This is a genomic window from Aeromonas sp. s12 (genome assembly GCF_040907925.1).
GTDB lineage: Bacteria > Pseudomonadota > Gammaproteobacteria > Enterobacterales > Aeromonadaceae > Aeromonas > Aeromonas veronii.
The window spans coordinates 96,612-111,557 of sequence record NZ_JBFOCT010000025.1; the positions used below are offsets into that span (position 1 = coordinate 96,612).

Annotated in this window: 13 protein-coding genes; 2 read left to right on the forward strand and 11 right to left on the reverse strand. The window is 60.5% G+C overall.

Translation table 11 applies throughout. The features are described from left to right. Positions 1-16: 16 nt before the first annotated feature. From hutH to ftsY, 10 genes are all read right to left on the reverse strand, one after another. Positions 17-1,549 (reverse strand): histidine ammonia-lyase, encoded by a 1,533-nt coding sequence (gene hutH / locus AB5Y67_RS13005; RefSeq protein WP_325794086.1) that lies wholly within the window; start codon positions 1,547-1,549, stop codon positions 17-19. 4 nt (positions 1,550-1,553) lie between these two features. Continuing rightward, positions 1,554-3,263: a urocanate hydratase gene (gene hutU, locus AB5Y67_RS13010; protein ID WP_199428532.1), complete on the reverse strand. Its 1,710-nt coding sequence runs from the start codon at positions 3,261-3,263 to the stop codon at positions 1,554-1,556. A 53-nt stretch (positions 3,264-3,316) separates the two neighbouring features. Continuing rightward, positions 3,317-4,261 carry a formimidoylglutamase gene (hutG, locus tag AB5Y67_RS13015; protein ID WP_199428531.1) on the reverse strand — a complete coding sequence of 315 codons (945 nt, stop codon included), beginning with the start codon at positions 4,259-4,261 and terminating at the stop codon, positions 3,317-3,319. Beyond that, positions 4,254-5,489, reverse strand: a complete 1,236-nt coding sequence (gene hutI, locus AB5Y67_RS13020; protein WP_064338913.1) for an imidazolonepropionase — start codon at positions 5,487-5,489, stop codon at positions 4,254-4,256. The genes hutG and hutI overlap by 8 nt, the downstream gene beginning before the upstream one ends. 154 nt (positions 5,490-5,643) lie before the next feature. Further along, a complete protein-coding gene (gene hutC, locus AB5Y67_RS13025; protein WP_041236096.1) occupies positions 5,644-6,348 on the reverse strand; it encodes a histidine utilization repressor in 705 nt (234 codons plus the stop codon). A gap of 11 nt (positions 6,349-6,359) precedes the next feature. Further along, a complete protein-coding gene (gene can / locus AB5Y67_RS13030; protein ID WP_042076162.1) occupies positions 6,360-7,019 on the reverse strand; it encodes a carbonate dehydratase in 660 nt (219 codons plus the stop codon). Between the two features lie 125 nt (positions 7,020-7,144). After that, positions 7,145-7,999, reverse strand: coding sequence for an RNA polymerase sigma factor RpoH (gene rpoH / locus AB5Y67_RS13035; RefSeq protein WP_033137699.1), 855 nt, complete (start codon positions 7,997-7,999; stop codon positions 7,145-7,147). A 451-nt stretch (positions 8,000-8,450) separates the two neighbouring features. Beyond that, positions 8,451-9,404, reverse strand: a complete 954-nt coding sequence (gene ftsX / locus AB5Y67_RS13040) for a permease-like cell division protein FtsX (protein ID WP_005339996.1) — start codon at positions 9,402-9,404, stop codon at positions 8,451-8,453. Further along, positions 9,404-10,072: a cell division ATP-binding protein FtsE gene (gene ftsE, locus AB5Y67_RS13045; RefSeq protein WP_005339995.1), complete on the reverse strand. Its 669-nt coding sequence runs from the start codon at positions 10,070-10,072 to the stop codon at positions 9,404-9,406. The genes ftsX and ftsE overlap by 1 nt, the downstream gene beginning before the upstream one ends. Before the next feature lie 89 nt (positions 10,073-10,161). Further along, positions 10,162-12,003 carry a signal recognition particle-docking protein FtsY gene (ftsY, locus tag AB5Y67_RS13050; protein WP_368207829.1) on the reverse strand — a complete coding sequence of 614 codons (1,842 nt, stop codon included), beginning with the start codon at positions 12,001-12,003 and terminating at the stop codon, positions 10,162-10,164. Between the two features lie 110 nt (positions 12,004-12,113). Here ftsY and rsmD point away from each other — a divergent pair, with 110 nt between their 5' ends. Continuing rightward, on the forward strand, positions 12,114-12,743 hold the full coding sequence (gene rsmD, locus AB5Y67_RS13055; RefSeq protein ID WP_042081417.1) for a 16S rRNA (guanine(966)-N(2))-methyltransferase RsmD: 630 nt from the start codon (positions 12,114-12,116) through the stop codon (positions 12,741-12,743). Continuing rightward, positions 12,727-13,038 carry a DUF1145 domain-containing protein gene (locus tag AB5Y67_RS13060; protein WP_005342853.1) on the forward strand — a complete coding sequence of 104 codons (312 nt, stop codon included), beginning with the start codon at positions 12,727-12,729 and terminating at the stop codon, positions 13,036-13,038. The genes rsmD and AB5Y67_RS13060 overlap by 17 nt, the downstream gene beginning before the upstream one ends. Before the next feature lie 855 nt (positions 13,039-13,893). Here AB5Y67_RS13060 and AB5Y67_RS13065 read toward each other — a convergent pair. After that, positions 13,894-14,880 (reverse strand): YafY family protein, encoded by a 987-nt coding sequence (locus tag AB5Y67_RS13065; RefSeq protein ID WP_005339987.1) that lies wholly within the window; start codon positions 14,878-14,880, stop codon positions 13,894-13,896. Positions 14,881-14,946 lie beyond the last annotated feature (66 nt).

Sequence of the window (14,946 nt, forward strand, 5' to 3'; positions counted from 1 at the left end):
GAAGGGTGATCAAGGCTTACAGACTGGGCAGCACTCCCGCTGGGATCAGGTCGTTGTAGCTGGCACGACCCAGCAGGGCGGCGGCAGCTTCGATGTCCGGCGCGAAGTACCTGTCCTTGTCGTAGAAGCTCACCTCTGCCCGCAGTCGCCCCTTGGCCAGCTCGATCAGCTCGGTACTACGCAGCGGCGCGCGAAAATCGAGCCCCTGTGCCGCCGCCAGCAGTTCAACTGCCAGAATGCCGCGGGTGTTCTCGGCCATATCGGCAAGCCGGCGGCCAGCGAAGGTCGCCATGGAGACGTGATCCTCCTGATTGGCGGAAGTGGGCAGACTATCCACCGAGGCGGGATGGGCCAGGGTCTTGTTCTCGGAGGCCAGCGCCGCCGAGGTGACCTGAGCGATCATAAAGCCGGAGTTGACCCCGCCGTTGTTGACCAGAAACGCCGGCAGACCGGACATCCGAGAGTCGATCAGCAGCGCCATGCGCCGCTCTGACAGCGAGCCGATTTCGGCAATGGCCAGCGCCAGATTGTCGGCGGCGAAGGCCACCGGCTCGGCGTGGAAGTTGCCGCCGGAGAGGATCTCCTCGTCATCGGCAAACACCAGCGGGTTGTCGGAGACCGCATTGGCTTCGCACACCAGCACCTCGGCGGCGTGGCGGATCTGGGCCAGACAAGCCCCCATCACCTGCGGCTGGCAGCGCAGTGAGTAGGGATCCTGCACCTTTTCGCAGTTGTGATGGGACATGCCGATCTCGCTGCCATCCACCAGCAGGTGGCGATAGCAGGCGGCCGCGTCGATCTGGCCACGCTGACCGCGCACCGCGTGGATGCGGGCATCAAACGGCCGACGGCTGCCAAGGGCCGCTTCCACACTCATGGCACCTATGGTGATGGCACCAGCGAACAGATCCTCGGCATGGAACAGCCCTTCCAGCGCAAAGGCGGTGCTCGCCTGGGTGCCGTTCAGCAGCGCCAATCCTTCTTTGGGTGCCAGCGCGATAGGCTCGAGCCCGGCAATTTTCAGCGCAGTAGCGGCGTCGATCAGCTCGCCCTTGTGGCGCGCCTCGCCCTCCCCGATCAGCAGGCAGCTCATATGGGCCAGCGGTGCCAGATCGCCGGAGGCACCGACGGATCCCTTCTTCGGTACCACCGGATAGACTTCGGCGTTGATGAGGGTCATCAGGGCCTCAAGCACCGTCAGCCGGATGCCGGAGAAGCCCCGCGCCAGCGAGTTGAGCTTGAGCACCATCATCAGCCGCACGGTAGCGTCATCCATGTACTCGCCAATCCCTGCCGCGTGGGAAAGCACGATGGAGCGCTGCAGCTCGTCCAGCTGCTCCACCGGAATACGGGTGTTGGCCAACAGGCCAAAGCCGGTGTTGATGCCATACACCACCCGGTTCTGTTCGATCACCTTGGTAACTACGGCAGCGGAGGCGTGGATCCCCGGCAGCGCGGCCGGATCCAGTGAAACATGTACCGGCTCGCGGCTGACGCGGCGCAGGGTGGCAAGATCCAGCTCGCCCGGAGTAATAGTCAATTCAAACATGGTGTTACACCTTTCCTTTGACACCGTTGGCGCCGTCAATCATCGGCAGATCCAGTTTCGCCTCATGGGCACAGTTGATGGCAATCTCGTAGCCGGCATCCGCGTGGCGCATCACCCCGGTGGCCGGATCGTTGCGCAGCACCCGACCGACGCGGCGGGCAGCGTCATCGGAGCCGTCACAGACGATCACCACGCCGGAGTGCTGGGAGAAGCCCATGCCGACCCCGCCGCCGTGATGCAGCGAAACCCAGGTCGCGCCACCGGCGGTGTTGAGCAGGGCGTTGAGCAGCGGCCAGTCGGAGACGGCATCGGAGCCATCCATCATCGACTCGGTCTCGCGGTTCGGGCTCGCCACCGAGCCGGAATCCAGATGGTCGCGACCGATGACGATGGGGGCTTTCAGCTCGCCGTTTTTCACCATCTCGTTGAAGGCCAGACCGAGGCGTACCCGATCCTTGACCCCGACCCAGCAGATCCGAGCCGGCAGACCCTGAAACGCGATGCGCTCGCGGGCCATGTCGAGCCAGTTGTGCAGATGGGGATCATCGGGGATCAGCTCTTTCACCTTCTGATCGGTCTTGTAGATATCTTCCGGATCGCCGGAGAGGGCCACCCAGCGGAACGGGCCTATCCCCTCGCAGAACAGCGGGCGGATATAGGCCGGGACGAAGCCGGGGAAGTCGAAGGCATTTTTCACCCCCTCCTCAAGCGCCATCTGACGGATGTTGTTGCCGTAATCCAGAGTCGCCGCGCCACGCTCTTGCAGGGTCAGCATCGCCTCCACCTGACGGGCCATGGAGCGACGAGCAGCCAGATTCACCTCCTGCGGGGCACTCTGTTGCAGCTCGCGCCACTTGGCCACGCTCCAACCCTGCGGCAGGTAGCCGTGCACCGGGTCGTGGGCGGAGGTCTGGTCGGTCACCACATCCGGGGTGATGCCACGGGCCACCAATTCGGCGAATACATCGGCGGCGTTGCCGAGCAGGCCGACGGAGACGGCGCTGCTGCTCTGCTTGGCCTCTTCGACCATGGCCAGCGCCTCATCCAGGCTGTGAGCCTTCTTGTCCACATAACGGGTGCGCAGACGAAAATCGATGCGGGTCTCGTCGCACTCAACGGCGATCATCGAGAAGCCGGCCATGGTGGCGGCCAGCGGCTGGGCACCGCCCATACCGCCGAGACCACCGGTGAGGATCCAGCGGCCCGCAGGCGAGCCGTTGAAGTGCTGGTTGGCCACCGCGAAGAAGGTCTCGTAGGTGCCCTGCACGATCCCCTGAGTACCTATGTAGATCCAGGAGCCGGCGGTCATCTGGCCGTACATCATCAGGCCCTTCTTATCGAGCTCGTTGAAGTGCTCCCAGTTGGCCCAGTGCGGCACCAGATTGGAGTTGGCGATCAGCACCCGCGGCGCATCCTTGTGGGTCTGGAACACCCCGACCGGCTTGCCGGATTGCACCAGCAGGGTCTGATCCTCCTCGAGCCGGGTCAGCACCTCGACGATCTTGTCAAAGCAGGCCCAGTTGCGGGCAGCGCGACCGATGCCGCCATACACCACCAGCGACTGGGGATGCTCGGCCACCTCGGGATCCAGGTTGTTCATCAGCATCCGCAGCGGCGCCTCGGTGAGCCAGCTCTTGGCGGTCAGTTCGGTACCGCGCGGGGCACGGATCAAGCGATTGGGATCATGACGGGGATCCTGCTGTTGCACAGACATACACACTCCTTGTTGTATCAATAGGGTGCCTTTGGAGACGGGCGGCCAAAGGGTTAACGGGTCAACAGATGAACCAGTCGCGCGGCCACGCGGGCACTGCGGTTATCCTGATCCAGCGTCGGGTTGTACTCGGCCAGATCAGCGAGCCTCAGCTTGCCGCTGGCCCGGATATGGGCAATGAGCGGTTCGATCACCGCCAGCTCCACGCCGCGGGCGGCGGGGGCGCTCACTCCCGGCATCACGGCCGCCGGCAGCACGTCGAGATCGATGGTCAGATAGAGGTGATCACAATCGGCGATAAAGGCATCCAGCCCGCTTAGCAAGGTGGGCAGAGCACGCTCGCTCATGGCTTCATCTTTCACATACCAGACCCCCAACTCGTCGGCCCGTGCAAACAGCGCCTGGGTATTGGCGGTCTCGGCCACCCCGAGGCAGGCGTAGCGAAACGGTGTGCCCTGAGCGGCGCACTGCTCGGCGATCTGGAAGAAGGGGGTGCCGGAGCTGGCCTGCTCCTGCTTCATGCGCAGGTCAAAGTGAGCATCGAGGTTGATAATGCCGACCTTGCCACTGCCACCCAGATGACGGTTAAGGCCGCTCCAGCTGCCGAAGGCCACCTCGTGACCGCCCCCCAGCACCATCGGGAAGTGGCCCAGATCAAGCGCAGCGGCGACCCGCTCGGCCAGATGGCCGTGGGCGGCGTCGAGATCGCCGTCGGGGCAACTCACATCCCCACCATCGTAGACGGGTCGATTTAGATGCCAGGCAGTGTTGGCCAGCAGCTTGCGCACCGCCAGCGGCGCACCGGCAGCACCAATGCGCCCCTTGTTGCGGCGAACCCCTTCATCGCAGGCAAAACCGAGCAGCACTACACCAGCTGCTTCTTGTGCCCCGGCGGCCCAGGGCTGCACCTTGTCGTGCCAACGCAGGGCCAGTTCGCCATCTTCCGGATCCTGTCGTCCCTGCCAGAGCGACATATCGACCGGGTTGAACTTATCCATGGAGGGTCTCCTCGCCGTTGAAGATGCGGCCTGCCAGCTGATCGACGCCGACCATGTAGCTCAGCTCGGCCGGATGGGCGCAGTGCCAGATCAGAAAATCGGCCGCCATGCCCGCCTTGAGCTGGCCAAGGCGATCCTGCTCGCCGAGCGCTTTAGCGGCGTGACGGGTCACCCCGACCATGGCCTCCAGCGGGGTCAGGCCAAACAGGGTACAGGCCATGTTCATCGCCATCCGCAGCGAGACGATGGGCGCGGTACCCGGGTTGATATCGGAGGAGACCGCCATCCCTACCCCCGCCTTGCGCAGCGCGGCGACCGGCGGCAGCTTGGTCTCTTTGAGGAAGTAGAAGGCGGTGGGCAGCAGGGTGGCGACCACGCCACGGTGGGCCAACGCCAGGATCCCTTCCGGATCCAGATACTCCAGATGATCCACCGAGAGGGCGCCAAAGTGGGCGGCCAGCGTGCTGCCACCGAGGTTGGAGAGCTGATCCATATGCCCTTTCACCGGCAGGCCGTATTGATCCGCCGCCAGATAGACCTGCTCGGTCTGGGCCAGCGAAAAGCCGATGTGCTCGCAGAAGACATCTACCGCATCGGCCAAACCCGCCTCGGCGGCGGCCGGAATGATCTCCTGACAGATGGTCTCGACCCAGCTGTCGGGATCGTCGCGATACTCCGGCGGCACCGCATGGGCCGCCAGCAGAGTGGTCTTGACCCGGATCGGCAACGCCTCTCCCAGTCGGCGGGCCACCCGCAGCATCTTGAGTTCGTCATCCAGCGTCAGGCCATAGCCGGACTTGATCTCCACCGTGGTGACCCCTTCGCGGATCAGGGATTTGACCCTCGGCAACGCCAGCTTAAAGAGCTGCTCTTCGTTGGCGGCACGGGTGGCACGCACCGTGCTGATGATGCCACCGCCCCGACGGGCTATCTCGGCATAGGGCACTCCCTGCTGACGCAGCTCGAACTCTTCGGCACGGCTGCCGGCGAAGACCAGATGGGTGTGACAATCGATAAGGCCGGGAGTGACCAGCTTGCCCTGCATATCCTGCCAGTGAGCAGGATGGGGCCCCTTCAGTTCGGCCATCGGCACCAGCGCGTGGATCTTGCCATCCTTCACGCCGATGGCGTGGAGCGGCAGCAGGCCGTAGTCGGCTAGCTCATCATTCAGGGTGGCGGGTATCACGTTGAGCCAGACCCGCTCGCAGTTCAACAGTTCCTTGTTCATAGCGACCTCAAATGTATATACATATTCTTATAGTCGATCTCTATGACGAAAGAAAGAGCGAAGTTCACATCCTGATAACAGCATCAAACTTAGAGTTTAAGCACAAAAAAGCCCACCAGGAGGTGGGCTTTGCAAAATCGAGTTGTATAGACATTCACTCCAGCTGAGTCTTGGAGCTGAGCTTGTAGCGGGAACCGGGGGAGAGCAAACGGGCGTAGGAGACCAGATGCCCCTCCGACCAGGTACGCCGGTGCAACAACAGACAGGGGGAATCTACGCGGATCTGCAACAATCCCGCCTCACCGGCGCTGGGCAACACAGCTTCCACCACGTGCTCCATCTCGGAGAGGGGGCAGACATCCATCAGATAGCGGTTGGGGGTCTGTTGGGTAAAATCCTGCTCGCCATAGCCAGGCAGGCGCCCGGCATCGACGAAGCGCTCCTCCAATTGCAACGGCTCCCCATCGGCCTGATGGACGATCAGGCTGTGAAAGATGGGGGCGCCCACCCGCAGCCCCAGTTGTACCGCCACCTTCTCGTCAGCGGCCAGTCGCTGCAGCCGGATCACCCGGGCGCTGTACTCACCGCCACGCTCGGCGATCTCGTCGGCAATATTGCGAATAGCCAGCAGCGGTGACTCGGTGCGCCTGTCCGCCACGAAGCTACCGGAACCGGCGGTACGCACCAACCACCCTTCCGCCACCAGTTCCCGCAACGCACGGTTGACCGTCATCCGGCTCACGGTGAACTGCTCGCACAGGGCCGCTTCGGTCGGGATCCTGTCCCCCGCCTGATAGTGGCGTTCGCGGATCCCGTCCAGAATATGCTGCTTGATCTGCAGATAGAGGGCTGGCACCACCATGAAGCTCCCTAGCGCCGACGGTGGGGCGGACGCATGTCCGGCCAGGCGCGATAGACATCGGGGATCTGATCCGGCCCGCTGATGCAGAGATCGAGATCATGCAGCAAGCCATCCTTGATCCCGTAGATCCAGCCGTGGACGGCCAGCTCCTGCCCCTTGCGCCAGGCGTTCTGGATGATGGTGGTGTGGCAGACGTTGGCAACCTGCTCGGCCACGTTCAGCTCGCACAGATAGTCGAAGCGCTCATGTTCATCCTCGATGGCCTCGAGCTCTTCACCATATTTGAAGTAGACATCCTTGATGTTGCGCAGCCAGTTGTCGATGAGACCCAGCTCCTGATTCTGCATCGCGGCCTTGACGCCGCCGCAGCCATAGTGACCGCAGACGATGATGTGCTTCACCTTGAGCACTTCTACCGCGTATTGCAGCACGGAGAGGCAGTTGAAATCGGTATGTACCACCAGATTGGCGACGTTGCGGTGGACGAAGACGTCCCCCGGCAGCAACCCCATCAGTTGGTTGGCAGGGACCCGGCTGTCGGAACAACCGATCCAGAGGTATTCGGGGGCCTGCTGGGCAGAAAGAGTGGCAAAGAAATTGGGATCTTCGGCTTTGATCCGTTCGGCCCACTCACGGTTGTTGGTAAACAGGTCGTTCAACAGTTTCACTTCTGCTCTCCCTAATGTGGCAGTGGCGGCAACATAACACACTCAAGGGTAACCAAAGCAAGGCCGACCAGATCCTTGCGAAACAAAAACAGGGCCATCAGGCCCTGTTTTTATGAGAGGAAGCATCAGGCTTCCATGGCATCTTTCAGCTTCTTGAGTGCGTTTTTCTCAAGCTGACGCACACGCTCGGCAGAGACGCCGTAGGTATCGGCCAGCTCCTGCAGAGTGGTCTTGCTGTCATCATCGAGCCAGCGGGCGCGGATGATGTGTTGGCTGCGCTCATCCAGGGTGGCGAGGGCCGAGCTCAGGCGACGGGTCGCGTGATCGTCCCAGTTGTCATTCTCGATGGTCGCGGCCAGATCGGAGGATTTGTCCTCCAGATAGTGAACCGGAGCGAAACCGCCCTCTTCTTCATCATCACCCACCAGATCGAACGCCTGATCGTAGTTGGCCATCCGCGCTTCCATCTCGGTCACATCGCTTGCGGAGACGCCGAGATCGGCCGCCACGGCCTGAACCTCTTCGTGGTTCAGCCAGCCCAGACGCTTTTTGGATTTGCGCAGGTTGAAGAAGAGCTTGCGCTGGGCCTTGGTGGTCGCCACCTTGACCATGCGCCAGTTGCGCAGGACATATTCGTGAATTTCGGCCTTGATCCAGTGCACGGCAAAGGAGACCAGACGCACGCCGACCGTCGGGTCGAAGCGCTTGACCGCCTTCATCAGGCCGATGTTGCCTTCCTGAACCAGATCGGCCTGAGGCAGACCGTAACCGGCATAACTCTTGGCGACATGAACGACAAAGCGCAGATGCGACATAACCAGCTGACGAGCAGCCTCGAGATCGCCATCCTGCTGCAAACGCTCAGCCAGTTCACGCTCTTCCTCTGCGCTCAGCACAGGAATAGAGTTTACTGCCTGGATATAGCCTTCCAGACTACCTTGCGGAATCAGAGCCATAGTGCGCTGCAATGAAGTTCCCATCTGTTACCTCTTACTTTTCAATCGAATCAGTCTAACACCCTGAGAGGGTCTGTCTACTGACCGGATGCCATTCTGCGGCGTGTATCAAAGAACATGCCCAGTTTTAGACCGGCTTATCTTAAGCCTGCAGGATGAATCATGAATGAACAGTCAAAAAAAGGGGGTCACAATGAAGGACCCCCGAAAAGTAGCATGCTAAGTCCATTGTTGCGGAGCTCGCAACCTTCACATGCTTGCCAAGTCTGACGAGCAAGGCAGAGGGGCCACACCCGTATAAATGCTTCAGCTTTAATAGACTGCTTATAAATCAGAAGGTTCACTGGATCTAGCGAAGATCCGGAAGATCATTGTTATTCAGAATACTCTGACTATGGGGGCCAAGCCAGAAACGGCCCCTCTTTTACTTGATCCGCCTCTCAAAATCCAGCGATTTACTTTGATGATAAAGTAATCAGGATGGTTCGATGTCGCGAATGTGGCGATGGACCGAGAACCAGGAGGCAATCAGCCCCAGCAGGGCGCCCAGCAAGATCAGATTGATCCCGTCTACCGCCCCCATGCCAACCAGCCGGAAGTTACTGTTATACAAGCCCGCCAGCTCCTTCACCACCCCTTCGCTCCAGATCACCATCACTTCGGTCAGCCACCAGGCCAGCATGCCGCCGATGACCCCGAACCAGATACCGGTATAGAGGAAAGGACGATGAATAAAGGAATCGGTCGCCCCCACCAGCTTGAGCACTTCAATCTCGGAACGCTGGTTGAGGATGTTGAGACGCAGGGTATTGCCGACGATCAGCAACACGGCGGAGAGCAGCAGCACCGCGATACCGGTAATGGTGTGGCGCAGCAGGTTCATGATCCCCTGCAGCCGAGTCAGCCACTGCAGATCCAGTTTGCCCTGTTCGACCCCCACCTCGTTGTTGAGCTTGCTGAGCAGCTCGGCGGCCCCTTCCGGGTTTTGCCAGCGTGGATCCGGAATGACGCTCAGCACAGGCGGCAGCGGGTTGCTGTCCAGATAATCGAGAGCATCACCAAAGCCGGAGATTTCGCGAAACTCCCGCAACGCATCGTCACGACTCAGGTAGGTGACCGAATCCACCTCGGGATAGAGCAGGATCCGGTGCTGCAGATCAAGAATGCTCTGCTCCGGCAGATCCTTGCGCAGGTAAAGGGAGATCTGGGAACTGCTCTGCCAGCTCCCCTCCACCACCTCGGCGTTTTTCAGCAGCACGTGGAAGCAGGATGGCAGTGCCAAGCTGACGCCGAGCACCGCCAGCGTCATCAGGGAGGCGAGCGGATTGCGCCACAGCTCCCCGAGACTGGCAAACGCCTGCCGCACATGGTCAACCCCGTACATCATCAGACGGCGCAGCGGCGGTTGTTTATGACGAACGATAGCCATCAGAGCTCCTCCCCGGCCGAATACATGCGGCCCGCCTTGAGGGTCAGGGTGCGATAGCGCATGCGGGCGATCAGCCCCAGATCGTGGGTGGCAATCAGTACCGAGACCCCAAAATTGTTGAACTCCTGAAATAGCCGCATGATGTCCATGGAGAGCTGGGGATCCAGGTTGCCGGTCGGTTCATCCGCCAGCAGCAGCGGCGGCTTGTTGACGATGGCGCGGGCGATGCCGACCCGCTGCTGTTCACCACCGGAGAGCATGCGCGGCTGGTAACGCTCCTTGCCGAGCAGTCCCACCTTGTCCAGCGCCGCAGCCACGCGCTTGTTGATGTCCGCATGGCTGTAACCATCGATCACCAGCGGCAGCGCCACGTTGTCGAACACGGTTCTGTCCATCAACAGCCGGTGATCCTGAAAGATCATCCCGATCTGACGACGAACATAGGGGATCTGGCTGCGCTGGATATGGCTGACATCATCGCCATGAAAGAAGACACGACCATCGGTCGGGCGCTCCATCACGCTGATCAGTTTCAGGAGGGTACTCTTGCCCGCCCCCGAGTGCCCGGTCAGAAAGGCCATCTCTCCCTTGCGCAGGTGAAAGCTGACCTTTTGCAGCGCCTGATGGCCGCCGCTGTATACCTTGCTGACCTTGTCAAAACGAATCATAACGGTTCCCTGAAATTGACAAACCCCGACCGGAGTCGGGGCATGGAACACTTACTCATCACGGCTGAGCTGACTCATCACGGCCGGACTTATTCATCGCGGCTGAAGAGCGCCTCGATGAAGTCGTTGGCAACGAAGGGACGCAGATCGTCGATCCCCTCGCCCACCCCGATGTAGCGGATCGGGATCTGGAACTTGTCGGCCACCGCGAAGATGACGCCGCCCTTGGCCGTGCCATCCAGCTTGGTGAGGGTGATGCCGGTCAGGCCAACCGCCTCGCTGAACAGCTTGGCCTGGCTCAGGGCATTCTGGCCGGTGCCGGCGTCCAGCGTCAGCATGATCTCGTGGGGCGCCGCATCGTCCAGCTTCTTCATCACCCGCACCACCTTCTTGAGCTCTTCCATCAGGTTGCTCTTGTTCTGCAGGCGGCCGGCGGTGTCGGCGATCAGCACGTCAGCCCCTCGGGAGCGGGCAGCCTCGATGGCGTCATAAATGACGGAAGCGGAGTCAGCACCGGTATGCTGGGCAATCACCGGAATGTTGTTGCGCTGACCCCACACCTGCAGTTGTTCGACCGCAGCGGCACGGAAGGTGTCACCCGCTGCCAGCATCACGCTCTTGCCTTCAGCCTGGAACTGCTTGGCCAGCTTGCCGATGGTGGTAGTCTTGCCGACGCCGTTCACGCCGACCATCAGGATCACATAAGGCTTCTTGCTGGTGTCGATCACCAGCGGCTGCTCCACCTTGGCCAGCATCTCGCCCATGTCCTGCTTGAGCAGGCCGTAGAGCGCCTCGGCATCCTTGAGCTGCTTGCGATCCGCGTGCTGCACCAACCCCTCGATGATACGGGTGGTGGTGTCGACGCCGAGATCGGCGGTCAGCAACTGGGTTTCCAGCTCTTCAAACAGCTCGTCGTCGATCTTCTTGCCACGGAACAGGCCGAAGAAACCGGAGCCGATATTCTCCTTGGTGCGCACCAGACTGCGCTTGAGGCGAGCAAAGAAGCCCTCCCGCTGCGGTTTGTCCTGAGTGTCGTCGTCCACCTTGGCGGCCAGCGGCAGAGCGGCCAGGGCGGCGGCCTCAGCCTCCATCGCGGCGACCAGGCGCATATCTTCCGCTCGCTGAGCCTCTTTGGCGATACGGGCTTCTTCCGCAGCCTGAGCTTCGGCGGCAATGCGAGCCTCCTCCGCGGCGCGGACTTCGGCAGCGATACGAGCCTCTTCCGCAGCGCGGGCTTCGGCGGCAATACGAGCTTCTTCCGCGGCGCGAGCTTCGGCAGCAATACGCGCCTCTTCCGCGGCGCGGGCTTCGGCGGCAATGCGAGATTCTTCCGCGGCGCGAACTTCGGCGGCAATGCGAGCCTTTTCCGCAGCACGGGCTTCGGCAGCGATACGAGCATCTTCTGCAGCGCGGGCTTCGGCGGCAATGTGAGCCTCTTCCGCAGCGCGAGCTTCGGCGGCAATGCGAGATTCTTCCGCGGCGCGAGCCTCGGCAGCAATACGAGCCTCTTCCGCAGCACGAGCTTCGGCAGCAATACGAGCCTCTTCGGCTGCCTTGACCTCAGCGGCTTGCGCCTCTGCGGCAGTGCGAGCGGCTTCAGCGGCACGCTCCTCTTCGGCGATCAGCGTTTCGTTGACGATCACCGGCTCCAGATCGGAGGCGCACTCCTCCACCACCAGCGGGCCGTGATCGTCCAGCTCGGTCGGCAGGCAGCAATCATCTTGCAAAACGGAATTCTGTGCGCTGGCAGGCACTTCGGGGGCAACGGCCAGCGTACTATCGGAAACAGTGGTATCGGAAACGGGAGCGGGGGTAGCAGTGACCTCGGGCTCAACGGTAACGGGGGTGGCTTGGGGTGTCTGTGGTTGGACAGCCTCAGCCTCTTCTTTCTTGCGGCCGAAACCCAGCCAGGAAAACAAACCTTTTGCCATCTAAAAATACTCACATCAAAGGCTGACTGCTAAGATAGCCGTCCCTTGGCGGGTCGGCATAAAAATGAACCGCCTTATACTACCACTTTATTTTCTGACGATGAAACGCGATGCCCAGAGTGAAATCCAGCCGTAGCAACCCGAGCAAGAGTCCCGCCCCGCAAGGAAAATCGGGCTTTGTAAGAATCATCAGCGGCCAGTGGCGAGGCCGCAAATTGCCGGTCAAGGATGTGGAGGGGCTCAGACCCACCACGGATCGCGTCAAGGAGACCATCTTCAACTGGCTGGCCCCCCACATTCGCGGCACCCGCTGCCTGGATCTGTTTGCCGGTAGCGGCGGACTCGGGCTGGAGGCGCTGTCGCGCTATGCCGAGCAGGTGACCCTGATCGAGATGGACAAAGGGGCCGCTGACCAGATCAAGAAGAACCTGACCGCCCTCGGCAGCAGTCAGGGTCAGGTGATCCAGTCAGATGCAGTGAGCTGGCTGCAAGGCCCGGCCACGCCGTTTGATCTGGTGTTCCTCGATCCGCCGTTTCGCCGCGAGCTGCTGCCGCAGGTGTGCGAACTGCTGGAGCAGCGCGGCTGGCTGGCACCGGACGCCCTCATCTATCTGGAGCGGGAAAAAGAGATGGCCGATCTGGCGCTGCCCGCCAGTTGGCAACTACTCAAGGACAAGCAGGCAGGTCAGGTCTGTTATCAACTCTATCTACGGGAGGTAAACAATGAAGCGGGTCTTTAATCTGTTGGCGATGGGGCTGATACTGTTCTTCTGGTTTGGTGTACTGGTGAGCCTGATTGCCCCGCTGCCCGGCAAACTCAACGGCTTTCTGCCGGTCTGCGGCGTCATCGTCGCCCTGCTGCACTGGCTGCAGGCCAGCATGATCAAGGCAGCTTGCAAACGCTACTTCGCTGTCACCAAGGCCGAATTTGTCACTGTGCTGATATTTGGCGTGTTTGGCATGGTCGACATTCGTCAGCGCCTGCAAGAGATCGTCAACGCCGCCCAGCGCGGCAATCTCTCGGACAAACCATAAAAGAAAAGGGGACGGCGGTAGCCGTCCCCTAGAGTCGTGTCGTCCTGTCCGTAGAACTGCAATGCTCCCTGCAATCCCTGACGTTATCCTAATCCTTTGGAATATCCCCTTTCCAATCCGTTGGCGTGTCCTGCGGCGTTCCTGGCCTGGCAATTCATCCTGAACTGCTTCCCTGTCTCCATCCTGGAGGTGTCCATTACCACGTCCTGTGGGGTTCCTTGCGTCTTCCTGACAGATAACCATCCGGGTTATCTCACTTCATCCTGAAGTATTCCTCTCGCATCCGGCGAGGTCCTGTTCATCCTGAAGAACGAGGTTCCGTTCGTTCTGCTCCCATCCCGAGAGTGTCCTGCCGCATCCCGCGGTGTTCCTTTATTCATCCGTGACGATAATCATCCTGATTATCGAGCTCATCCTGAGGTGTCCCTTGTCCACATCCTGCGGACTATTCCATCTTTATGCGCTGCCCTGCATCCTGCCGGACCAGCTCCGTCCTTGTGAGACCCATACTAAGGAAATGCGCCCCCCGAACAAGGGCCATCCAATGATAAAGATCCGATGCAGCTCCCATCCAAAAATACGAACTTAAAAACTAATCCTTTAATATCAGCCATTTATTTAGTTTCACAGGAAAGTTCGATCATTCTGGCATGGCTTCGCGTACGGCTCAAAGCGCCAGCCTCTTACAGTCGCTATGGCAGATCTCTTACACGGGTTTCGCCCCCAAAAACGGGGCAGGAAAACGGTTCAATCCTGACGTTAAGACTTAAAAATTAGTTGAATAAATATGCTTAAAAAAACCGCAAAAAAAAGAGCCGAGACCAGGCTCGACTCTTCAACATTCCAATCTTTTAATCAGCTCAAGCGGTTGGCCGGATTGAGATAGGCCTTGCGCAGCGATTCCGGTGCCAGCACTTCCAGTTCACCGCCGATGTTGTTCAACCAGCTGCGAAACTCCGGGGTGTCCTGCACTTCTGTCTCCACCACCACACTGCGCTTGTCATAGCGGGTCATGCGCGGATTATTGCCGGGGATCTGGTTATCCACCAGCGACTGGCTGTTGGCATCGATCCGGCCGACGAAGCGGATCGGGCCGCTCACATCCTGATAGCCCTGATCGCGGATCAGCTTCTGGATATTGAAATCCTTCGGCTGGGTGGCGCTGAAGTTGGTCAGCTCCACGTTCTTGATATGGTCAAACGGAATGCCGTAGACCTTGGGATCCAGCTCGGACAGAGTGCAGAGCAGGATCGGACCGTCCGGCTGATTGAGAATGCCGAGCGGGTTGATACGGTCGTAGCAGAGCCACACGGTGCGCTCTTTGATCACGCGCTGGATCTCGGCACTGAACTTGCGACCACGCCAGAGCGCATCGCGGATCAGGGTGCTGCGGCGGATCTCCGGGTTGCCGGCAAACGGACGCGGTGACTGGTGGACACTCTCCAGCCAGCGTTCGGCCAGTTCACTCTGACTGTCGCGGATCACCTGGCTCGCTTTGTCGACCAGCGGGTTCAATTCGGTCAGTACACTCGCCGGCAACAGTTGGCTCGCCTGATCACTCCAGGTTTTCAGGGCCACCGCCAGCGAGAGCGGCATGATATTGGCAAAGTCGTTGAGGCCGTGGCGCTCGAAGCACCAGCCATGGGGTTTGCTGCGTTCGTCCGAGGTGAGGTCGAACAGTCCCATGCCGGACATCTCCTCCAGGTCCCGTTGCACGGTACGCAGACTGACGTGGATGCCTTCCTCTTCCAGTTTTACCTGGAGTTGGCTGGCGGTCAGCTTGTAAGGGCGGTGCGGGATGCAACGCGCCAAGGTCAGTTGTCGTAACAGCTTCTTGCTCATGGTGCTTGCCTTCACTGGTTTAGCGTTGACTGTATGCTAGTCGTGACTTGCGACAGTCTATGTCGC

Coding starts and splice junctions, on each gene's coding strand:
- hutH (WP_325794086.1), bottom strand. CDS start 1,549: ATGTTTGAATTGACTATTACTCCGGGCGAGCTGGATCTTGCCACCCTG.
- hutU (WP_199428532.1), bottom strand. CDS start 3,263: ATGTCTGTGCAACAGCAGGATCCCCGTCATGATCCCAATCGCTTGATC.
- hutG (WP_199428531.1), bottom strand. CDS start 4,261: ATGGATAAGTTCAACCCGGTCGATATGTCGCTCTGGCAGGGACGACAG.
- hutI (WP_064338913.1), bottom strand. CDS start 5,489: ATGAACAAGGAACTGTTGAACTGCGAGCGGGTCTGGCTCAACGTGATA.
- rpoH (WP_033137699.1), bottom strand. CDS start 7,999: ATGGGAACTTCATTGCAGCGCACTATGGCTCTGATTCCGCAAGGTAGT.
- ftsX (WP_005339996.1), bottom strand. CDS start 9,404: ATGGCTATCGTTCGTCATAAACAACCGCCGCTGCGCCGTCTGATGATG.
- ftsE (WP_005339995.1), bottom strand. CDS start 10,072: ATGATTCGTTTTGACAAGGTCAGCAAGGTATACAGCGGCGGCCATCAG.
- ftsY (WP_368207829.1), bottom strand. CDS start 12,003: ATGGCAAAAGGTTTGTTTTCCTGGCTGGGTTTCGGCCGCAAGAAAGAA.
- rsmD (WP_042081417.1), top strand. CDS start 12,114: ATGCCCAGAGTGAAATCCAGCCGTAGCAACCCGAGCAAGAGTCCCGCC.
- AB5Y67_RS13060 (WP_005342853.1), top strand. CDS start 12,727: ATGAAGCGGGTCTTTAATCTGTTGGCGATGGGGCTGATACTGTTCTTC.
- AB5Y67_RS13065 (WP_005339987.1), bottom strand. CDS start 14,880: ATGAGCAAGAAGCTGTTACGACAACTGACCTTGGCGCGTTGCATCCCG.